This is a genomic window from Actinoplanes sp. NPDC019969 (assembly GCF_055562375.1).
Genome location: NZ_JBVHFK010000013.1, coordinates 302,292 through 322,134, shown reverse-complemented (window position 1 = coordinate 322,134; position 19,843 = coordinate 302,292). Strand labels below are relative to the sequence as shown.

Genomic DNA, 19,843 nt, shown 5'->3' with positions numbered 1-19,843 from the left:
CGTACCGCCTGGCACTCTGGATCGATGGAATCGGTGTGGGACTACCCGCGCCCACCACGGGTGGAGCGCACCACGGACCGGGTGACGATCGTGCACGCCGGGCAGACGATCGTCGACAGTGACCGCTGCCACCGGGTGCTGGAGACGTCGCACCCGCCGGTGTACTACGTGCCGCGCGACGACATCGCCGCCGGTGTGCTGGAGCCGGCGGCGGGCCGGTCGTTCTGCGAGTTCAAGGGTGTCGCCGGCTATTGGGACCTGGTGGTCGGCGACGTCCGGGTGTCCCGTGCCGGGTGGTCCTACGAGGATCCGGTGCCCGCGTACGCGGTGATCACCGGGGCCGTCGCGTTCTACCCGAGCCGGGTCGACGAGTGCCGGGTGGCCGGTGAGCTGGTGCGCCCGCAGGAGGGCGACTTCTACGGCGGCTGGATCACCGACGGCATCACCGGCCCGTTCAAGGGCGGCCCCGGCACGCGCGGCTGGTGACGGGATCGGCCATGTCGGATACCACCATCTGTCATCACTCCCGGACCGGCCATTCGGATGATCGCTAGAAGATGATCATGTGCGGCAGACTGCACCTCATGTCGCAGCCGTCAGCGCCCGCCCCCGTGATCGTGATGCCGCGATGTTCCGCCTGACCCCGCCCTGGCAGGGCTGGCTCGACCGGCGCCGCGAGGAGGAGGAACGCCGCCGGGAGGAGGAGGCCCGCCGCGAGGCGGAGCGGAAGCGCAAGGAACGCCGGGAACTGAAGTTTCTCGGCGCCGGCATGGCGGTGCTCGCGGTCATCATCACGATCGGCGCGCTCACCGAGGACGACGAGCCCGCAGCCGTCGCGACCGCCTCCTCCCCCAGCGCCACGAGCCGGCCGGCCAAGGTCACGGCCGTGACCACGTCGGCGGCCACCGCCGTCGTCACCACGAAGCCGGCAACCGCCGTCGTCACCACGAAGCCGGCCACCACCAAACCGGCGCGGAAGCCGACCACGCCCCCGCCCGCGCCCGTGGAGGAGGACGAGCCGGACGACGGGGCGGACCCTCGGTTCAGCACCTGCAAGAAGGCGAAGGCTGCCGGCTACGGCCCGTACTTCCGCGGCGTCGACCCCGAATACTCCTGGTACCGCGACGCCGACAAGGACGGAAAGGTCTGCGAGTAGGCCGGCGTCACGGTGAGTTGTCGGCGAGCACGAGCGCCTGGGCGGCGATGACCTGGACGCCGTTGAACGTCACCGTCGGCGACCCGTGCAGCCGGTAACCCTGATCGAGAAGACTGCTGACGCGCGCGCAGAACTCGGCGTCGTCCGGGCCGGTGATGAGCCGGTAACGAAGGGGCTCCGCAAGATCAGACATCGCCCCATCCTGCCGTACCCTCAGCGGATGCGGCAGAGCGTTCCGGCCCGGTTCAGCACGCCGGTGCTGACCGGGATCCAGTTGATCGTGGCGATGGCGTACTTCTACGGCGTCGTGGCGTTCCTCACCACCGATGCCGAGTCGTTTCCCGAGCACGCGCCGCCGACCTGGGCGATGCCCGCCGTCCTGGCGACCCTCTTCGGCGTGCTGCTCGTTCCGCTGGGCCTGCTGATCGCCGGGCCCCTGCTGACCTGGCGCCGTTACCGGGCCGAGAACCGGCAGTGGCCGGCGCTGGCCGCGGCGACCGCGGTCAGCGCCCTCACCCTGGCGGTGATGATCTCCCCGTTGGGCTGGGAGATCTTCGACTGGTACGTCTCCTAGGAGCCGACCGCCGCCGACTTCAGCGCGAGCTGGAAAGCCGGCAGCATCCCCGCGTGCTCCGACTCGTCGAACGCGTTGAGCGCCACGATGACCGCCCCCGCCTTGGTGTTCATCGCGAACGCCGAGTAGCGGGTGGTCATGTCCAGGCTGGTGTCCTTGAGATCCCAGGTCACCTGCGCGCCCTGCTGACCGGCCACCTGGATGTCCTGGTAGGTGGCCCCGGACACCTGCCGCTTGCCGACCTTGACGAACGACTCCAGGTGCGCCCGCGGCTGCCCGCTGAGCCCGGCGGCGACGTAGACGCGGAGGAAGCCGATGTTGCCGGCCGGTTTGGCGTCGACCTCGCAGACCGTGGTGAACGCGCCGACCTTGGCCAGTTCGGCGAACTCACCGAACTTCTTGACGTCGACGGCCTTCGGCTTCCAGTCGGCGGCGGTGTCGAACGTGAACGGCAACACGCACGGGCTGCCCTTGGGGCCGACCTTCACACCCGCGGCGACGGCGGGTGCGGCGGGAGCGGCAGCGGAGGTGGTGGCCGGGGCCGCCGGGGCCGGCGAGCTCTCGGAGCAACCACCGGCGGCCAGGACTCCGGCCACCGCGACGATTCGTAGGGTCTTCACAGGTCGGGGAGCTTACACACGGGGTACGACATTCACCTGCGGTAGTCGCCGGCCTCGGTGAAGACGCCGATCACCGTTGCTTTCGGCACGTCGAACCCGAGCGTCAGGAACCGGCCCGGCGCCACCTCCGCACTCGACGGATTCGCCTGGTCAGGGTGGCCGGAGTCGTAGAGGTGGATGTCCGGGTAACCGTCCCAGCCGCCCTCGGGCCGGGTGACGAGCCGCCCGACGGTGTCCCGATGCTGGGAGAACCGGGGTTCCAGGTCACCGTACGTCACCAGCACCTCGCCGCTTTCCAGCACCAGGGCGTGATGCGACGACGCGGGCATGTCCGTCGGTTGCGGCACGCTCCACTTGCGGCCGCCGTCGGAGGACCTTGCGAGGTACGCGTGACCGGCGGTCGTCCGGATCAGCGCCACCACCTCGTCACCGAGCACGACGAGTGACGGCTCCTGCAGATCGGTGTCGTCGTCGGCGAGCACCACCGCGTCCTCGGTCGCCCAGGTCCGCCCGCCGTCGCCGCTGCGCACGATGACGGCCCGTTCCCGCACGTCACGGTTCGGACGCCCGTACAGCGGCAGCAGCACGTCCCCGTCCGGCAGCTGCACCGCCGCCCCGTGCGACACCGCCCACCGCAGGTCCCCGACGGCGGCCGGCTCGGTCCAGCTCTGCCCGCCGTCGGTGCTGCGGCACACGTACGTCCCGTGGCTGGTGTGCCGTGGCCGGGCCCCCCACTCCAGGACGAAGAAGCTCAGCAGCACCGTCCCGTCGGCCAGCACCGCGAGTTTCGGGTCCCGGTCGTCGAACGGCCCGTCCGCCGCCGTGCGTGGCTCGCTCCAGGTCAGGCCGCCGTCGGCGCTGTCGGTGACCCGGATCCGGCCGTCGGAGTCGACGTGTCCCGGCCCTTCCCGCCAGGTCGCCAGCAGCCGCCCGTCGGCGAGCTTGACGATGTCGGGGAAGTGCGCCAGAAGACCCGGTTCGGCATGGGCCACGATGATCGGCTCCGCCACGTGCACGCCTTTCGCTCGTTCTCCACCAGCGGCGGCAACGGTACCCCGGTTAGCCTCCGGTCCGCCGGGTAAGGCGGAGCGCATGAGGCTGATGTGGATCGCGGGCGCCGGGCTGGCCGTGGCTACCGGGGTACGGCTGGCACGTTCCCGGCACCGGCGGTCGCTGCATCCGGCGGGCCGTTCGATGACCGGCACGCTGGACATCTGGGGTTGCCCGCACCCGGTGGGCTCGGTGCTGCTGGATCGCCCGGGGCAGTACGCGGTGACCGTACGCCTCTCGAAAGGTCTCGGCACCCGCGGCAGCCGCCCGGACGTCCGCGGTCTCGCCGTCCGCATCCCCGCATCCGGCCGTGATCTTGATCTTCTGCTGTCCACGGTGGGCCCGGGCCGCTGGGGCCGGCACGTGCCGATGCCGCGCCGCACGTTCGACGCCACCTACGGCACGGTCACCGCCTACCGCACCCCGGCCGGCCGCCTCTACCTGGCCGCCGTCCCCGATCCGGCCACCCGGCTCGGCGATTCCCTGTCCGAGATCAAACCCCATTCAGCAGTTCTTCTGTACGCGATCCGCAGCGACCGCCCACAGCCCTTCGGCCGTCTCGTCCTCGGCGACCCGCTGCCCCCGGCCACCGACGAGTCCCTGGCCTTCGACCCGATCCGCAACTCCACCGGCGACCTGCACCCCACCGGCCTCCTGCACGGAGCCCGCGGCCTCGCCTACCCGGCCAGCCAACGCTGGCGCGGCCTCACGACCCCGTGCTGACCCTCACCGCTGCCAGCGGGCCTCGTCGTCCGGCATGTCCGGGCTGGCGGAGTGGAACGGCGCCCCCAGCTCCCGCCCGGCCTTCTCCCCCGCCACCCCACACCGATGACGAAGGCCGCCGTGCCCGTCCGCGGTGAGGCAGCGCTCCGCCGTCGACCAGGTGCGCCCACGGGCGCCAGCGGCGAGGAAGGCAAGCGATGCCAGGCCGTCCCACCGCTCGACTCTCGGCTTCGTGCGCGTCACCACGCCACGATGTACCGGCCGGTGCGATCATCGCGACCGATCTCCGCCCGGTGGATCACGAACCCGAACTCCTCGGCGGCCCACCCGGCGATCGCGGGGGCCAGCGCTTGATCGATGTAGTCCACTTCGAAGATCTCCACAGCGTGCAGTACGACGATGACGTGCGACTCGGGTCCAACCCGGGCGATGTCGGCCGCGACGTGCTGGAGCCCGGTCCGCAGCCAGCCGATCTGGTCCTCGTCGAGCCGCAACGGCGTACCCCGGAAGCCTTCGACGACCCGCCGCGCGTCCAGCCAGAGCCGATCGCTGACGGCTTCGAGCCCGTCCGGTGGGCCCGTCACCCGCACCGCCTCGGCGGTGACGCCGACGAAGACCCCCATTCTGTTGCTCTGCCGCTTGAACCGATGGTTGCGCACTGCCACGACTCACCACCCTCTCGTCGACTTAGGTATAGAAGTTGTAGACCGATGGCAGCAGTCGCGGTGCGGGCGGCGGTGATTTTCTCGTAGGCATGAAGTCGATGAGCGGTCGCATCCCCCCGGCGCTGGTTCTGCTGCTGGTGGCGCCCTTCTTCGGGGAGACGCTGTCGACGGCGACGCCACCGCTGGACCTGATCCTGCCGTGGCGGCTGCCCGTGGTCGTCGCGCTCTACGGCTGTGGGGCGCTGCTCTGCCGCGAGATCGCGCACCGCTTCCGGCTCGGGCTGCCGGGGCTCTGCCTGCTCGGCGCCGCCTACGCGGTGTATGAGGAGGGGCTGGTCGACCGTTACTGGTTCGATCCGCGTTATTGGGCGGACGTGGGTGTCGGCTCCTACAGCGAGGTCTGGCACACCAACCTCCTGATCGCCTCGCACCTGACCGTCTTCCACGTCGCGGTCAGCATCTGTTCGTCGGCCCTGGTCGTCGAGTGGCTGTTCCCGGCCCACCGGCACCGGCCATGGACCGGCCGGCCCGGGCTCGTCCTGGCCGGGCTGGCGCTGCTGTGCGTCCTGCCCCTGACGCACGCCGATTTCGCCCGGGTCCCGGCCGGTCAGTTGCTCGCCGCCGCCGGCCTGTGCGTCCTGTTCGTCGTCGCCGCCTTCCTGGCGCCCCGCCGCCGGCCTCGCATCGCGGCCCGCCGCCGGCCGCGCCCACGGCTTCTCGGTGTGATCGCCTTCGCCGGCACGGCAGCCCACTTCATCCTCGTGTACGCGGTCCCGTCGACCGGCCTCCCCTGGCCGGTCGGGACGGCCCTCGCCCTGGGCCCGGCCGTCGTGGCCGCCGTGCTGATCAGCCGGCTGGCAACCGGCGACGGGCTGTCGGTCGTCACCGGGATCGTGGCCTTCTTCGTGGTCCTCGCCGCACTGGTCGGGCTGGGCGGCCGCTATGACCTCACGGTCGCCGCGCTCGCCACTACGCTGGTCCTCTGGTCACTTCACCGGAGAGAGGGTTCTCGTCCCATGACTGCTTCTGATCCGTTGGAGAGGTTCGTCTCGGCGCAGGCGGGGGTCTACGAGACAGCGCTCGCCGAGATCCGGAACGGCGCGAAGCGTACGCACTGGATGTGGTTCGTCTTTCCGCAGTTGCGGGGCCTGGGGTCGAGCCCGACCGCCCAGCAGTACGCGATCAGTGACCTGGCCGAGGCCCGCGCCTACCGGTCGCATCCGGTCCTCGGTCCCCGGCTCGTCGAGTCCGCGGCGGCCGTGGCCGCCTCCGCGACACCGAGCGCCGACCGCCTGTTCGGCTATCCCGACGACCTGAAGCTCCGCTCGTCGATGACGCTGTTCCACCGCGCCGCCCCCGAGGAGCCGGTCTTCCAGCAGGTCCTCGACAAGTATTTCGACGGCCGACCCGACCCCCGCACCGACCAGCTGCTCAACGGCTGAGGCAGCACCCGGACGACACGGTGTGGTCGATCCGGCGTGGCCAGGCGGTGTCGTCGATAGCCAGCCAGGGGGCGCCGGCGACGGCTGCCGGAGTCGATCCGGTGAAGGATCTGATCTCCCGGTGCAGGTGGGACTGGTCGGCGTAACCGCTCGTGGCCGCGACCGCAGCGGCCGGCCGCCCGGCGGCGAGCAGGTGGGCCGCATGATCGAAGCGCACCAGGCGAGCCGCGTGTTTCGGCGTGATGCCGAGCTGAGCGCGGAACCGGGACCACAGCCGTTTCCGGCTCCAGCCGACCTCCGTGGCCAGATCGTCGACGCGCAGCCGGCCGAGACCCGCCCGGGTACGCCGCCAGGCCCGCGCCACCTCGGCATCGGCCGGCCGCCGCGTCTCCCCTTGCCGCCCGAGCAGGTCCGTCACGATCGCGAACCGTTCCTCCCACGACGCGGTCGCCCGCAGCCGCTCCTCGACCCGTCCGGCGTCGCCGCCCCACACGTCCGCGAGGGGCACCACGGTCCCGGCGAGTTCCGGGCCGAGGAGGGCGGGGTCGAGGCGGATCTGCAGGCACTCACCGGGACCGTTCGCTGAGGCCGTCAACTCGCCCGGCACCAGGCCTGCGGCGAAACTGCCGCGGATCCGGCCGGCCGGCGTGCGCACGAGGATGCCGTCGTCGCTGCTCAGGTCGATGATCACGGTGATGCCGGGGTGCGCGACCATGGTGATGTCCACGGTGCCGGCGACGGCACCGCGGCGGAACCCGGCCATGCTGAGCCCCGGGAACCGGCCCGGCGAGCGCGGCACCACCACGTCCACCTCGGACCACACCCAGCCGCCCATGGCATTCAGGTTAGGCCGTCGAGCAGGCTCCCCGGCGCCTCGAACATCGGCAGATGCCCGACACCGGCCAGCATCTCGACGCGGGCCCCGGGCACCGTCCGGTAGCGCTGCGCCGACGCCGGGTCCCACCGTGGGTCGGCGTCTCCGAACAACACCAGCAGGGGTACGCCGAGCGCGCCGAGCCGCTCCGGCATGCTGCGTTCAGTGAGGTACGCGAGATAGCCGTCCTCGATCGCCCGGAACGTCCGGTAGTCCTGCCCCTGCAGATCGGCGACCACGTCGCCGGGCAGTTCGACCGGTCCGGCGGCGGTCGCCGCGAGCGCACGGCGGATCACCGCGCCGGTCCGGAACCGCCACAGCAGCGGACCGAACGGCGGCCTCAGCAGAACCCGCAACACCGCCGGCTGCGGAGACAACGCGTCGAGCGCGGGACCGGTACTGATCAGCGTCAACGAGGCGACCAGATCCGGCCGCTGTTCGGTGAGCGCGGTGGCGAGGTAGCCGCCGCTGGAATGCCCGGCCACGGCGACATCCCGCAGCCCGAGATCATCGAGCACCGCCGCCACCCGCCGAGCCTGTGCGGGCACGTCGTAGCCGGCGGCGGCCGGTGATCTCCCGCAGCCGGGCAGGTCGATCCGGATGACGTGGTGATCGGCGGCCAGCCCGGCGATCACCGGGTTCCAGGTGCTGCCGGCGGCCCCGGTCCCATGAATGAGCAACATCGGCGGCGCGCCCGCCGGACCGTCGTGAACGACATACATGCCGCCGACGATCCCCGGTTCGCCGCCTCCCGTCTTGAACGAATGTCCGTCCGGAGGTCCCGGCCCGGCCGGCTCTGAAAGGCGACCGAAGCCGTACCACGAAAGGGTTCAGGTGATCGGGTGGGAGAGGTCGGCGACGATGCGGTCGATCTCGGCCAGAGCGAAGGCGGCCAGTCTGCGCTGGGCGGTCTCGGCCGCCGGATCGGTCTCCTCCAGGTCGCCGAGCACGACGATGTTCTCGTCGTTGAGCGTGTTCGCCGGCGCGGTGAAGTTGAAACTGCCCGCCACCACCAGCCGCCGGTCGATGATCATCAGCTTGTGGTGCACTTTGCGGACCCCGTTGCCGAACGTGTTCTCGTACAACTGCGCACCCGCCTGCAGCAACTGTTTCGTCGCCGCCCATTCCTGCGAACCCTGCCCGCGATCGAGCACGCCCCGGACCGGAATTCCCGCTTTGAGGAGCCATTCCATCGTGTCGTCGATGCCGGACGACTGCGCGAACGTGAACATCGCGAAATCGACGCGCTCCCGCGCTTTCAGCATCTGCTTCATGATCTCCATCTCCGGCCCGTGGTAGGGCGCGAAGATCGGCTTGACCCGGATCTTCCCGAGCCGGAACTCGGCCGGCCGCGAAGTGACCCGCTCGTTGAGCGCGCCGAACGTGCCGGTGCGCATCCGCTGGAACTCCGCCAGGTACAGGTTCGCCGCCGTCTGTCCGCGAAGGATCACCAAGTGGTTGAGGTTGTTGCCGGCCTGATCGGGGTTGCCGGGCGGGTTGACGCCGGTGTCGGTGCGGGTGAAGTTCGTCGAGCCGGTGAGCACCGCGGCGGTGTCCCGGCCGGGATCGCGGACGATGAACTTCTGGTGGAAGATCTTCGGGTTCAGGTCGGTGACCAGGTCGACCCCGGCCCGCAGCAGCGCCGCATGGATCACCCGGTTCGTCTCGTTCTCGCCGGTCGCCGCCCACGGATCGGCGAGCGCCGGGCTCTCCCGCAGATAGTCGCCCTCGAGGATCATCTGCACCCGCAGCTTGCGGCCCTTGGCCGCCAGAATCGATTCAGCGATGGTACGGGAGTCGAGCTCCTGCACGGCCACCAGCAGCGTCTCGGCCGCCCCGGCGATGAAGTCACGGATCACACGGTCGAGATCATCGGGCCCACCGAGCACCGGCGGTCCGGCATAGAACTCGACACTTCCCAGGTCGATGCCCATGCCGGCCAGTGTGCGCCCGCCCACTGACGCTCCGGGATGCCTCTGTCGGGTGTTATACGTTGACTTCATGGCCGAGAAGTTGAAGATGCAGGGCCTGGTGAACCGGTTCGTCCGCGTGCTGCTGTGGGTCCCGGGCCTGTCCCGCGTCGTCGGGCGCCGTTTGATCACGCTGTACGTGGTGGGCCGCAAAACCGGCAAACGTTACGTCCTGCCTCTCGCCTACACCCCGCACGATCACGAGCTTCTCATCGGTACGCCGTTCGCCTGGTCCCGCAATCTCCGCACCGGCGACGTGATCCAGGTCCGCTACCTGGGCCGGCCCCGTTCCGCCGACGTACGCGTCGCGACCGACGAGCCGTCCGTGGTCAAGGCCTACGACGTGATCGCCCGCCACAACAAGCACTTCGCCGACTTCAACGAGATCGGTTTCGACGACGCCGGCAACCCGCGCCCCGAGGACCTGCACCGCGCCTGGACCGGCGGCGCCCGCGTCCTCTACCTCACCATTCACTGATCACCCGGGCCACTTCCGCGAGGTCGTCCCCGAGCTGGTGATCACGCCCCGCCAGCAGCGACACCCGCGCGTGCGGGATCGCCGTCCCGTACCGCTCCGCATCCCCCGGCGGAATCGTCTCGTCCGCCAGCCCATGAAACACATGCACCGGCACACCGGCCGGCAGTTCCGGCTCGTCCACGAACGGCGCCGCGATCAGCACGATCCCACCCCACCGTCGCTCCGGCACTTCTTCGCTGGTGGCCGCATCCGGCCGCTTCTCCCGGACAAGTTCGCTGATCGTCGCAACCAGAATCGTCCCGCCCACCGAGTGCCCCACGACTATCGCCCCGTCGTCCAGCAGCGCCATCTCGCTCCGGATCGCCGCGCTCCAACTGGCTGCATTCGGATCGTCCTCGTCAGGCATGCGCGGGTACCGAACCTCGTACCCCTCTCCGAGTTCCCGCCGCAGACTGTCGACGAGCCTGCCGTCCCACTCGTCGTACGTCCCCGCCCCACCACCCTGCACGAACAGCACCTGCCGCGTCGTCGCCATCCCCACTGTCTACCCTCTCGTCATGGCCCTTCGCCGCCCCCTGATCGACAAGATCGCCTGGATCCACCTGAAGGACGGCGCCGTCCTGAGCACCCGCAGCCACGGCAAGGACGTCTACTACCTGCCCGGCGGCAAACGCGAGCCCGGCGAATCCGACCTGGACACCCTGTCCCGCGAGATCCGCGAGGAACTCGACGTCACCGTCTCGAACGCCACCCTGTACGGCGTCTTCGAAGCCCAGGCCCACGGTCACCCACCCGGCACGACGGTCCGGATGACCTGTTACACGGCCTCCTACACCGGCACCCTCCGCCCGTGCAACGAGATCGCCGAGCTGGCCTGGCTCACGTACGCCGACCGCCCGCACGTCTCCCCCGTCGACCAGCTCATCTTCGACCACCTCTTCCCCGCCCGTTGAGCAACGAGCAGCCAAAAGCAGCAGGCCGCGACGGGCGGGAGCACCCGGCGGACCGTACCGGAATGCGCCTACCACCAGCGCCCGTGATCGATGCGGCGGCTGAACTGCGGGTGCGGATGGGTGACCGGGCGGGCGTGTGGGAGTTTCTGCGCCTGTTCAACCAGGCGTGGGGACTGCCGGAGAAGGCGCGGGAACGACACGTGGACATGCCGGTGCCGGTGCGGCTGATCCGCCGACGGTCATGGACGCCGGGCAGGGCTGGCAGCCGTATCTCGATCGCCTGTCGTTGACCTGTGTCGACCTGGCCATGACCGCGGTCCTGGACCAGGCGATGATCCTTTGAAGACACGGCCTAGGCGCACGGGACAGCGGCCCGGCTGGGATAACGTTCCGATGTGGACGTAATGGCGATGATCAGTGACGAGCGCCGCCGGATGGCCGATCTGGTCGACTCCCTGGACGCCGGGCAGCTCGCGACCCGCAGCCTGTGTGACGCGTGGACCGTTCAGGAGGTCGTCGGCCACCTGGTCGCGGCGATCGCCGCACCGGGCTCGGCGCTGCTGAAGCTGCTGGTGCGCAGCGGTTTCAACCTGCACAGGGCCAACGCCCGGCTCGCCGCCCGGATGGCCGAGCGGCCCGCCGGTGAACTGGCCGGGCTGTTGCGGGAGCATGCGGACGATCCTCTCCAGCCGCCGATCGTCGGCTATCCGGGGCAGCTCACCGACCTTCAGGTGCACGGGCAGGACATCCGCCGGCCGCTGGGTCTGGCGCCCAAGCTCGAACCGGACCGGCTCCGGGTGACGCTGGACTTCCTGGTCGGTGGGCGGGCGGTGGGTTTCGTGCCGAAGCGGCGGCCGGTCGGCCTGCGGTTCGAGGCCACCGACCTGGGCTGGTCCGCGGGCAGCGGCGCCCTGGTCAGCGGCGACGGCGAGGCGGTGATGCTGGCGCTGACCGGCCGCCGCGTGGCCTTGGCCGACCTGTCCGGCGACGGGGTGGAGGAGCTGCGCCGCCGGATCGGAGGCTAGGGGCGGAGCGGGCGGATCCGGGTGTTCTGGAACGAGGTGTAGAGCCAGCGGCCGTCCCGTTTCACGGCCACGTTCGTGTTGACGGAGAGACTCTCCTCGGTGCACTCGGTCTGACCGGGCCACAGGACGCAGCCGGTGCGGACGATGAAGGCCAGATCCGGCTCCGGGAATCGGATCCGCTCGTCTTTCTGCAGCAGGCGGGTGCCGCGCATGTACTTGTCGAAGTAATACCCCATTCCCTCCTCGATCTCGGCGCGTCCGCTCATGTGGTCGCCGTTGAAGGTGACCAGGTCGGCGTCGGTGGTGTAGACCGCGGCGTACGCCTTGGCGTCGGCGGCGGCCCACGCGGCGTCCTGGCGTTGCCGCAGCTCCTGCAAGGCGGCGAGATCCCGGTCCCGCCCGGAGCCGGCCGACGCGGACCCGGCGGTGGCGCCGAGCGCGGCGACCGGAACGACGATCGTGGCGACCAGGGCGGCGATTCTGCGGTATCGGCTCATGCCCGAAACCGTAGAAAGCCCAACCACTCCCCCGAAACCTTCCACAGGGGTATTCACGTATCCCTCTGCGGGGGTACACGCGGGCCCGGAACCCGTAAGGGGATGATCGTCGGATGGATCTGCCGTTGCACGACCCGTTGTTCTGGGCGCGGTACACGTTCGCCTACGACGAGGAGGCCGGATACGAGCGCCTCGGGGACCTCACCGGCCGGATCGAGCCGCTCGACCTGGGCGACGACGACGAGGACATCGAGGGCGTCGAGGTGTTCTTCGAGGTCGGCGAGGGCTACCGGCTGGTCCTCGACCTCGGCCTGGAACTCGATCTGCACGAACTCGGCATCGCCGTGCCCGGCAAGCGCAAGGTAGCGTCCCTGGGCTGGGACGACCTGGCGCACTGGCATCCGCACGCGTTCCGCTGGTTCGAGCTGGAGACGATCTGCCGGGCCGTCGACGGCGACCGGCACCCCGGGCCGGCGCTCGCGCTGCTCTGCCGGTTCGCCGCAATCTTCGACGGCGACGATGTGGAAGCGGCCGCCGCGCAGGTCGATGCCGCCTACGAGTCACTGCGGCCCGAGGGCTGGTCCGGTTACTGGCCGAACTCTGCGGACTGGCTGGTCAAGGCCGATCTGCGCGGCCAGAACGTCACCTGGCACACCGACGGCGACGGTCGCCACTGGGCGGTCCAGGACGGCGCGAACCACCGTGACCTCTACACCCGCCGGCAGGGGCCGAAGAGATTCCCGCACCGGAAGCTGGCCCGTCTGCTCGCGGTGGCGCGGGCTCAGACCGGCGGCTGAGTGGTCCGGCGAATGTGCTCGGCGATGGCCTCCCGGCCGGCACGGGCCTCCGGGACCGGCAGCAACGGATAGTCGTGGATCGCGCCGGGCTCCTCGTGATAGGTCAGCGGCACCTCCGGTGGCATCCGGTCGCGCAGCAGGCGGCAGTCGGCGACGGTGATGTCGCGGGTGCCGACCAGGATCTGCAGCGGTGGCAGCGCGCTCAGATCGCCGAAGATCGGGCTGAGCCGCGGGTCCCGCAACGGCACGTCCCCGGCCCAGGCGGCGGCGATCGGCCGCAGGCCCGGCCGTTTCAGCCACGGGTCGTGCGGCTCGATCAGATCGACTTCGGGGTTGCTGATCGACAGGTCCAGCCAGGGCGCGATGGCGGTCACCCCGGCGACACCGCCGGAAGCCTGGGCGGCCGCCAGAGCCAGGCCGCCGCCCGCCGAGTCGCCGGTCAGGTAGACCTGGCGGCCTCGGGCGGTCTCGGCGGCGATCACCGCGGTGACGAAGCCGAGGGCGGCCAGGCCCTGGTGGGCGGGCGCGAGGCCGTAGACGGGGACGGCGATCTCATGCCCGGTACGCCGGGCGAGCCACGCGATCAGCGACCAGTGCTGCGGGACGATCTCGCTGGTGTACGCGCCGCCGTGCAGGTAGATCACGGTGACGCCGGTGTCGTCCGCACCGGGACGGACACGATGCAGATCGAAGCCGTGGTCCCGGGTGGTGCTCACCTCGTACGCCCGGGTCACGCTCTTCGGTGGCGCGGAAGCGCCCTTGGGCCGCGCCAGCGTCCGCAAACCGGCCGCCTCGCTGAGGAACCGCCGCCGGTAGGCCAGCCGGACGAACGCCGCCACCACACCCATCTGCCAACTCGCCACGGCGCCGATCATAGGGCCGCCCGCCGGCAAAAATCGATCGCAGGATCGTCTCGTCGCCGTTAGATTGCGGGCTTCGTTCAGGCCCGAGGAGTCGTGTGGATCTGCCTCGTAACTTCTCCATCCGGGAACGGGATCACCGCATCCACGACCCGTTCACCCCGCAGCAGCTCGCCACCCTCGGTGCTGCCATCCGGCTTCGCCCGGGACAGTCCGTGCTGGATCTGGCCTGCGGCAGCGGGGAGATGCTGTGCACGTGGAGCCGGGATCACGGCGTCACCGGCACGGGCGTCGACATCAGCACCGTCTTCCTGGCCGCGGCCCGTGCCCGGGCGTCGGAGCTGGGTGTCGGCGGGTCGGTGTCGTTCGTGCACGGCGACGCGTCCGGGTTCGTCGCCGAAACGCCGGTCGACGTCGCCGCGTGCGTCGGCGCCACCTGGATCGGCGGCGGGGTCGCGGGCACCCTCGCGCTGCTGGAGCGCAGCCTGCGGCCGGGCGGCCTGGTCCTGGTCGGCGAGCCGTTCTGGCGGCAGGACCCGCCGGATCAGGAGGCGGTCGAGGGCAGCGGCGCCGGTTCCCGCGACGACTTCACCGACCTGCCGGGCCTGGTGGAGTCGTTCGGGCGGCTCGGCTGGGACCTGGTGGAGATGGTGCTCGCGGACGAGGACGGCTGGGATCGCTACGTCGCGGCCCAGTGGTTCACCGTACGTGAGTGGCTCGACGCGAACCCCGGCGACGAGATGGCCGCCGAGTTCCGCGCCGAGCTGGACACCGCGCCGCTGCGTTACGTCCGCTACCAGCGGCGTTACCTCGGCTGGGGAGTCTTTGCCCTGAAGAAGCGCTGACGCTGTTCAGTCCCGGGGCTCCAGCACGACCACCGCGGTCGGGGTGGAGCGCCGGGCCGCGTACTCGTCAAGATGGTTGGTGAAGCCGCGGTGCCCTTCACTGTGTCACCCGGGCACACCCTCAGGCGGCGGCCGGCGCGGGGACGGCCGGGCGCTCGTCCTTCTTCCGGCGCGACAGCAGCGCATCGAGCGACCAGGGACCGGCGCCGAGGGCGGCGACGGCCAGGAACGACCAGGCGTAGAGCGCGGAGCTGACGCCGCCGTTCTCGATCGGGAGAAGACCGGATTTCTGGTGTACGACGAAGTACGCGTACGCCATCGATCCGGAGGCGAGGATCGCGGCCGGCCGGGTGAACAGGCCGAGCAGGACGAGGCCGCCGCAGACGAGCTGGATGACGGCGGCGTACCACCCGGGCCAGGTCCCGGCGGGGACGGCCGCTCCGGTTCCGGGGTTGCCGCCGAACAGCCCGAACAGGCTGGCGAGTCCGTGGCAGGCGAAGAGCAGCCCGAGGACGATGCGGAAAAGGGACCATACCGGACCGGCATAGCGGGGGAACGTCACGGTTGCTCCAGGTTTGTACGTGGATAAGGTAAGGCTACCCTAAATAGACGGCCCGCTCCATGTCCACAGTGACTCAGCACACGGGATCGGCTCACCTACCGTGTAGCCGTGGATCAATCCGGATGGGTGCCCCTGCGGCCGGAGGACGACTTCACCGCGCAACTGCTGGCGGCCTCCCGAGCCCGGCGCGGCCTGGCGTGTGCCGGCGCCGACGTGGATGCGGCCGAGCTCCGGGCGGCATGCCTGTCCGCCGGCGAAGCCGACCCGTTCGGTCTGCGCCTCCGCGATGCCCGGGTGACCGGCCGGCTCGACCTGCGGGCCTGCGAGGTGACGGTCCCGCTCCGCTTCCAGGGCTGCACGTTCACCGAGCCGGTCGACGTCGAGGGCGCGAACCTGCACGAACTGCTGATCACCGCGGACATCCCGGCGACCAGACCCAGTGTTCTCCCCGGCCTCCTCGCCGCCGGCTGCCGGATCACCCGGGACCTGATCCTGTCCGGCATGGTGGTGACCGGCGATCTCCCCGCCCGGCCCGGTAGCCGCACCTCGGCGAGCATGTGGCTGACCGAGGCGGACATCGGTGGCAGCCTCGTCGCCCGGGGCACACAGATCCGGCCCGCTGCCGGGCGCGCGCTGGAGGCGCCCCGGATCCGGGTCGGCGGCAACATCCGGCTGCTGGACGGATTCCGGGCGACCGGTGAGGTACGCCTCCCGTCCCTGCGTCTCGACGGTTCCCTCGATGTGATCGGCGCCGCGTTCGAGCCGGCGGACGGGCGTGCGCTCGACGTGTCCAAGGCGGCCATCGGCGGAAGCGTCTACCTGCTGGATTCACCGAACACCCGCCGCCGGCCGCGGGTGAGCGGCCGGATCGACATGAGCCACGCGACGGTGCAGGGTGAGGTGTTCATCCGGAGCGCGGATCTGACCGCTCCACCGGCCGGCTCCGGCGGACATTTCTACGACGTCGTTCCGGGCGCCGAGCGCCCGTTCCTGCTGGCATCCCGGCTGACGGTGCACGGGGCGCTGCGGATCGAGGGCGAGACGGTGGTACGCGGTGGGCTCCTGCTGCCCGGCGCGCAACTGGGCGGTGGACTCACGCTGGCAGGGGCGGTGTGGAACCCGCAGGACATCGCCCTCGACCTCACGCAGGCCACCCTGGGCGGCGGCATCGAAGCCTCCGACGTCTCGGTCGAGGGAACGCTCCGGCTCGACAACGCCCGTGTCGACGGCCCGATCCACGCGGAGCGGGCCGTTCTCACCCAGCCGTCCGCACGCCGCTGCCTGTCCGCCGTCAACCTCTCGGTCACCGGCGACGTGCAGCTCCGTGGCCTGACCGCCCGGGGCGGCAAGCTGACCTTCCGGGGCGCCTCGATCACCGGTGTCTTCAACGCCCAGGACGCCGACGTCACCAACCCGGGCGACGCGACGGTCAGCCTCAACATGGCGCAGGTCAACGGCAACGTCCGGTTGTGCGGCCGGTTCCGGTCGGCCGGGCTGGTCGTCCTGAACCGCGCGGTCGTCGGGGGCCGCCTGCGGGCCGACGGGGCGAACCTGACCTGGACGCCCGCGACCGGACCACTGGAACCCCCGGGTGAGCCGAACCGGCGCGAAGCCGCGGTGGAGGCCATCTTCGCGGTGTTCCGCGGCGGGATGGACCTCGGCTGGGAGATCAACGCCGGGGCGGTCGACCTCACCGGCACGGTCACGTCCTACCTCGCCGATCGCCTGGATCGGGACTGGCCCGCCGACACCCACATCGGCGGTTTCGCCTACGACCGGTTCGAGGCGCTCGCCTGGCGCGGCGACGCGGTGTGGGACGCGACCGCACGGATCGCCTGGCTGGCGGGGATGGAACGGTACGAGCCCCGCGCCTGGGAACACCTGGCGACGGTCCTCCGCACCGCGGGCGACCACGACGGCGCCGACGCCGTGCTGGTGGCGCAGCGACGACGGGCCCGGCGCTCCCGGACCGCGCCACGCCGCTTCTTCGACGTCCTGCAGGACGTCACGGTCCGGTACGGATTCCGGCCGCAGCGCGCGCTCTACCTGCTCCTGGCCCTGATCGCCGCGGTCACCGCCGGGCTGAGCCTCCCCGGCGTCCAGTCGCAGATGCGCGCCACCGACCAGAACGCCCTCGTCTTCACCACGTCCGGCGCCCAGCCTCTGCCGGACGAGCACGATCCGCCGGGCGAATGCGGGAACGGCAAGGTCCGCTGCCTCAGCCCGTTCTTCTACGCCGTCGACACCGTCGTCCCGCTGATCGACCTGCATCAGCGTTCCACCTGGTACCCGGTCGACGAACACGACGGCATGCTGCTGGAGTGGCTGCTGAATCTCTGCACCATCCTGGGCTGGGTCGCCTCGACCGTCTTCGCGGTGTCCTTCACCCGCCTCGGCCGGTCCGGCTGACCAGCTTGGGAACTGGTCAGCCGGACCGGCCGAGGCGGTGATCCGCCGGCGCCGGTCCACGGCTGCGATCAGCGGTTCGGCGAAGAGCGGAAGATGCGGTCGGCCGAAGGCTCGATCACGTTCGGGACGGCGAGACCACCCATCGGCAGCGGCACAACTCTGCCGCGAGACGCAGTCTCGCGCATTGGCGCTTCGGAGACGCCACTTGCCGTCGACAGTGCCTAGTGTCTTAGTAGTGCGAAGACGAAGTGACACCTGCCGATGATCACCCTCCGCATCACACGGAATATAGAGATCATTACCGCCCGAGCGAGAGGAGCCATATAGGCGATCTTCTTTTACGCATCCGGCAGCTCGAACCGGTACGCCAAGTGTGCCTGGAGATCGCCGCGCCCACACACCTGGACGCAGCACCCGTGCCATGGGCCGATTCTTTGGAGGTGAGGACCCTGCAATCCAGGAAAGGATGACCATGCCGGAGCGCACACATGAGGCAATGCTCGTACTGACCTTTTGCCTTGCAGTACTGACGTTGGTGTTGTGGGGAAGGCCCGAGCCGGCCAATGTGTCCCCTCAGCCACAGCAGCAGCCCAGCGTCCACCAGAGTATCCAGCCGTAAGGGAGATGTCAGATGGCTCGAGGCGACGAGGGTCAGCATGGGCCGCCGATCGTCAACAACTTGACGCCCGGGGTGCTGACGCATTTCATCCTCGAGTCGCACCGCTCAGCTCTTCCGCGTAGCGGCCTCGGCAAGGCCGACCGGTACGCGGAAGAGATCGGCAGACATTACGAGAGAGCGATGAGGCGGCCGTACACCGGTGGACTCACTCGGTTCACCGTCAACTCCTGGTGGCGGACAGGGATACCGTCGGATCTATTGGCCCCAGCTATCGCTGCTCTGGACATCGGAAGCCGGCGACCTGGCTTCCGCACGGAATTAGACATATTCGAGCGGTTTGCTTGTCGAAACTCAGGCCGGCTCGATCGACTCGCCGATCATGGACGCGCTGGCGGCCTGTGGCAGCCGGACTCGGCGCTACAGCCCCGAGCTGCTCGCGGGGACACGCTCACTCTGCAAGAGTGGATGCAACTCGGCCAACTGTATGTCCGATGGCCTGGATTTTTGGATGCCTTTTCACATGAGATGCCTTCGGTGCTGGAAAACCTCATGAGCGCTACGCGCACATGCACTACCAAGGAATTCCGACAGATTCGCGAAACTGCGGTGATCCTTGCAGGCGTCGCTCCGCACGAATTCGGTCGACATCTACGAAGTTCCGACCATCCGCGCCTATACCAACGGTTCGAGGTCGCCGGCCACGTCGAGAGCATCGATCTAGAATCTTTGTTTTCGATCATTTTGGATCCAAATACAGAAAAGTGGCACCTCAACAGTGGCCTGAACGCGCTGAGGAAGCATGTTGTGGAGGATCGAGCTCCGCTTGATCCGCGTCGTGGTGGTGAGATCCGCTCCCGGTTGCTGGAACTGCTCGATGAGTCGGACGCCGTGTATACCGATCTTCCCGAGTCGGCTGCGACGCTTGCGGAGGCATGGTTTGGCGCAGACCGGCAGATGACTGCAGCCATCAGTGATCGATTCGGTCCTAATCTTCAGCGTGCAGGGACTGTGGTTCCGAGCCAAGGGGATCTTGAAAAGCGGTATGAACTCGTACATGAGGTCGTCAGTGGCTCGATCACCGATCACATCGATCGACCCGGCGACTTCCGAAATTTTATCGAATACGCGAATCAGGTGGTTTACCACGTCGTGTTCTCGCCACAGCGGGTGATGCGTCAAATTGCGGCGAGCGCTCTTTCTCTGAGCCGGTTCCAGTCAACGTTAAGTGAGACTTTCGCTGCCATGATCCAGGGTGGCCAGTACAGCGATGGTCATTTTGACCGTTTTTTGATCGGCCCGTTCGGTTCCATGCGTGACGTTGGATCATCGGCGACCCGCCATCTGGTGAAGATCGTGCGACAGCGCGGTCAGGCATACCTTCGCGGGCCGGCGTCCATGTTTTTGCCGGACCTGCTCACTCATCGCGATTCCAGCGCTTTGAGGACGCTGTACGACGAAGAGCTAACAGTGGGCGTTGGGCGTACGTCCGACGCTGTGGGCCATGTCGTCCGCCGATCGATCGCCACCGCCGCCGGTCAGCTCACTCAACCCGCGCAGAGTTCCGAGTATCCAAATGCTCGGCAAGGCGAAATCGACAGCCGCCGCCTCCTTGATCGCATCGCGTCACGCGACCCCTCCGAAGAAGTGCGAACCGAAGCGCGCCGTTGGCAGCGAATCAGTTAGTTGCTCACCTTGCTCGCCACCTGGGAACCAGCCGACGTTAC

The 19,843-nt window shown here is 69.6% G+C and carries 25 protein-coding genes; 13 read left to right on the top strand and 12 right to left on the bottom strand.

All coding sequences use genetic code 11. The features are described 5' to 3' along the window. The first annotated feature begins 24 nt into the window (after window positions 1-24). Together ACZ3II_RS34610 and ACZ3II_RS34605 are read left to right on the top strand one after the other, a co-directional pair. Entirely contained in the window at window positions 25-486 is a 462-nt protein-coding gene (locus ACZ3II_RS34610) for a DUF427 domain-containing protein (RefSeq protein ID WP_465523288.1), read from the top strand. 142 nt (window positions 487-628) lie between these two features. After that, window positions 629-1,156: an excalibur calcium-binding domain-containing protein gene (locus ACZ3II_RS34605; RefSeq protein ID WP_465523286.1), complete on the top strand. Its 528-nt coding sequence runs from the start codon at window positions 629-631 to the stop codon at window positions 1,154-1,156. Between the two features lie 7 nt (window positions 1,157-1,163). Here ACZ3II_RS34605 and ACZ3II_RS34600 read toward each other — a convergent pair whose 3' ends face one another. Beyond that, complete coding sequence (locus ACZ3II_RS34600; protein WP_465523284.1) at window positions 1,164-1,349, bottom strand: DUF1737 domain-containing protein; 186 nt, start codon at window positions 1,347-1,349, stop codon at window positions 1,164-1,166. Between the two features lie 27 nt (window positions 1,350-1,376). On the opposite strand from ACZ3II_RS34600, the gene ACZ3II_RS34595 reads away from it, so the two are divergent. Further along, on the top strand, window positions 1,377-1,730 hold the full coding sequence (locus tag ACZ3II_RS34595) for a hypothetical protein (RefSeq protein ID WP_465523282.1): 354 nt from the start codon (window positions 1,377-1,379) through the stop codon (window positions 1,728-1,730). Here the strand turns inward: ACZ3II_RS34595 and ACZ3II_RS34590 are convergent. After that, on the bottom strand, window positions 1,727-2,350 hold the full coding sequence (locus tag ACZ3II_RS34590) for a lipoprotein (RefSeq protein WP_465523280.1): 624 nt from the start codon (window positions 2,348-2,350) through the stop codon (window positions 1,727-1,729). The two genes, ACZ3II_RS34595 and ACZ3II_RS34590, sit on opposite strands and share 4 nt — an antisense overlap. Window positions 2,351-2,382: 32 nt before the next feature. Then, window positions 2,383-3,360 (bottom strand): sialidase family protein, encoded by a 978-nt coding sequence (locus ACZ3II_RS34585; protein WP_465523278.1) that lies wholly within the window; start codon window positions 3,358-3,360, stop codon window positions 2,383-2,385. A gap of 82 nt (window positions 3,361-3,442) precedes the next feature. Between ACZ3II_RS34585 and ACZ3II_RS34580 the strand changes: the two genes are divergently transcribed. Beyond that, on the top strand, window positions 3,443-4,123 hold the full coding sequence (locus tag ACZ3II_RS34580; RefSeq protein ID WP_465523276.1) for a hypothetical protein: 681 nt from the start codon (window positions 3,443-3,445) through the stop codon (window positions 4,121-4,123). A gap of 3 nt (window positions 4,124-4,126) precedes the next feature. Here the strand turns inward: ACZ3II_RS34580 and ACZ3II_RS34575 are convergent, their stop codons facing one another. Then, window positions 4,127-4,366, bottom strand: coding sequence for a hypothetical protein (locus ACZ3II_RS34575; RefSeq protein WP_465523274.1), 240 nt, complete (start codon window positions 4,364-4,366; stop codon window positions 4,127-4,129). Beyond that, entirely contained in the window at window positions 4,363-4,788 is a 426-nt protein-coding gene (locus ACZ3II_RS34570; RefSeq protein WP_465523272.1) for a hypothetical protein, read from the bottom strand. The genes ACZ3II_RS34575 and ACZ3II_RS34570 overlap by 4 nt, the downstream gene beginning before the upstream one ends. A gap of 98 nt (window positions 4,789-4,886) precedes the next feature. Between ACZ3II_RS34570 and ACZ3II_RS34565 the strand changes: the two genes are divergently transcribed. Beyond that, window positions 4,887-6,230 (top strand): DUF1810 domain-containing protein, encoded by a 1,344-nt coding sequence (locus tag ACZ3II_RS34565; RefSeq protein ID WP_465523270.1) that lies wholly within the window; start codon window positions 4,887-4,889, stop codon window positions 6,228-6,230. Here ACZ3II_RS34565 and ACZ3II_RS34560 read toward each other — a convergent pair. The 3 genes from ACZ3II_RS34560 to ACZ3II_RS34550 all read right to left on the bottom strand — a co-directional run bounded on the left by ACZ3II_RS34560 (window position 6,220) and on the right by ACZ3II_RS34550 (window position 9,038). Continuing rightward, window positions 6,220-7,065, bottom strand: coding sequence for a helix-turn-helix domain-containing protein (locus tag ACZ3II_RS34560; RefSeq protein ID WP_465523268.1), 846 nt, complete (start codon window positions 7,063-7,065; stop codon window positions 6,220-6,222). The genes ACZ3II_RS34565 and ACZ3II_RS34560 overlap by 11 nt on opposite strands. Before the next feature lie 5 nt (window positions 7,066-7,070). Continuing rightward, window positions 7,071-7,826 (bottom strand): alpha/beta fold hydrolase, encoded by a 756-nt coding sequence (locus tag ACZ3II_RS34555; protein WP_465523266.1) that lies wholly within the window; start codon window positions 7,824-7,826, stop codon window positions 7,071-7,073. Window positions 7,827-7,934: 108 nt separating this feature from the next. Further along, window positions 7,935-9,038: a phospholipase D-like domain-containing protein gene (locus ACZ3II_RS34550; protein WP_465523264.1), complete on the bottom strand. Its 1,104-nt coding sequence runs from the start codon at window positions 9,036-9,038 to the stop codon at window positions 7,935-7,937. A 67-nt stretch (window positions 9,039-9,105) separates the two neighbouring features. On the opposite strand from ACZ3II_RS34550, the gene ACZ3II_RS34545 reads away from it, so the two are divergent. After that, window positions 9,106-9,552: a PNPOx family protein gene (locus ACZ3II_RS34545; protein ID WP_465523262.1), complete on the top strand. Its 447-nt coding sequence runs from the start codon at window positions 9,106-9,108 to the stop codon at window positions 9,550-9,552. On the opposite strand, the gene ACZ3II_RS34540 is transcribed toward ACZ3II_RS34545, so the two are convergent. Beyond that, complete coding sequence (locus ACZ3II_RS34540; RefSeq protein ID WP_465523260.1) at window positions 9,539-10,087, bottom strand: alpha/beta fold hydrolase; 549 nt, start codon at window positions 10,085-10,087, stop codon at window positions 9,539-9,541. The two genes, ACZ3II_RS34545 and ACZ3II_RS34540, sit on opposite strands and share 14 nt — an antisense overlap. 22 nt (window positions 10,088-10,109) lie before the next feature. Between ACZ3II_RS34540 and ACZ3II_RS34535 the strand changes: the two genes are divergently transcribed. From ACZ3II_RS34535 to ACZ3II_RS34525, 3 genes are all read left to right on the top strand, one after another. Next, entirely contained in the window at window positions 10,110-10,505 is a 396-nt protein-coding gene (locus tag ACZ3II_RS34535) for an NUDIX hydrolase (RefSeq protein WP_465523258.1), read from the top strand. A gap of 83 nt (window positions 10,506-10,588) precedes the next feature. Beyond that, window positions 10,589-10,795 carry a hypothetical protein gene (locus tag ACZ3II_RS34530; RefSeq protein WP_465523256.1) on the top strand — a complete coding sequence of 69 codons (207 nt, stop codon included), beginning with the start codon at window positions 10,589-10,591 and terminating at the stop codon, window positions 10,793-10,795. A gap of 114 nt (window positions 10,796-10,909) precedes the next feature. Further along, entirely contained in the window at window positions 10,910-11,530 is a 621-nt protein-coding gene (locus ACZ3II_RS34525) for a maleylpyruvate isomerase family mycothiol-dependent enzyme (protein ID WP_465523254.1), read from the top strand. Here the strand turns inward: ACZ3II_RS34525 and ACZ3II_RS34520 are convergent. Next, on the bottom strand, window positions 11,527-12,027 hold the full coding sequence (locus ACZ3II_RS34520) for an SgcJ/EcaC family oxidoreductase (RefSeq protein ID WP_465523252.1): 501 nt from the start codon (window positions 12,025-12,027) through the stop codon (window positions 11,527-11,529). The genes ACZ3II_RS34525 and ACZ3II_RS34520 overlap by 4 nt on opposite strands. A 113-nt stretch (window positions 12,028-12,140) precedes the next feature. Here ACZ3II_RS34520 and ACZ3II_RS34515 point away from each other — a divergent pair, with 113 nt between their 5' ends. After that, a complete protein-coding gene (locus ACZ3II_RS34515; RefSeq protein ID WP_465523250.1) occupies window positions 12,141-12,824 on the top strand; it encodes a hypothetical protein in 684 nt (227 codons plus the stop codon). Here ACZ3II_RS34515 and ACZ3II_RS34510 read toward each other — a convergent pair. After that, entirely contained in the window at window positions 12,809-13,687 is an 879-nt protein-coding gene (locus tag ACZ3II_RS34510) for an alpha/beta hydrolase (protein ID WP_465523248.1), read from the bottom strand. The two genes, ACZ3II_RS34515 and ACZ3II_RS34510, sit on opposite strands and share 16 nt — an antisense overlap. Window positions 13,688-13,782: 95 nt before the next feature. Between ACZ3II_RS34510 and ACZ3II_RS34505 the strand changes: the two genes are divergently transcribed. Continuing rightward, on the top strand, window positions 13,783-14,529 hold the full coding sequence (locus tag ACZ3II_RS34505; protein WP_465523246.1) for an SAM-dependent methyltransferase: 747 nt from the start codon (window positions 13,783-13,785) through the stop codon (window positions 14,527-14,529). 121 nt (window positions 14,530-14,650) lie between these two features. On the opposite strand, the gene ACZ3II_RS34500 is transcribed toward ACZ3II_RS34505, so the two are convergent. After that, complete coding sequence (locus tag ACZ3II_RS34500) at window positions 14,651-15,091, bottom strand: DoxX family protein (protein WP_465523244.1); 441 nt, start codon at window positions 15,089-15,091, stop codon at window positions 14,651-14,653. Between the two features lie 108 nt (window positions 15,092-15,199). On the opposite strand from ACZ3II_RS34500, the gene ACZ3II_RS34495 reads away from it, so the two are divergent. Further along, window positions 15,200-17,500: a hypothetical protein gene (locus ACZ3II_RS34495; protein WP_465523242.1), complete on the top strand. Its 2,301-nt coding sequence runs from the start codon at window positions 15,200-15,202 to the stop codon at window positions 17,498-17,500. 631 nt (window positions 17,501-18,131) lie between these two features. Next, window positions 18,132-19,802 (top strand): hypothetical protein, encoded by a 1,671-nt coding sequence (locus ACZ3II_RS34490; RefSeq protein WP_465523240.1) that lies wholly within the window; start codon window positions 18,132-18,134, stop codon window positions 19,800-19,802. Window positions 19,803-19,843 lie beyond the last annotated feature (41 nt).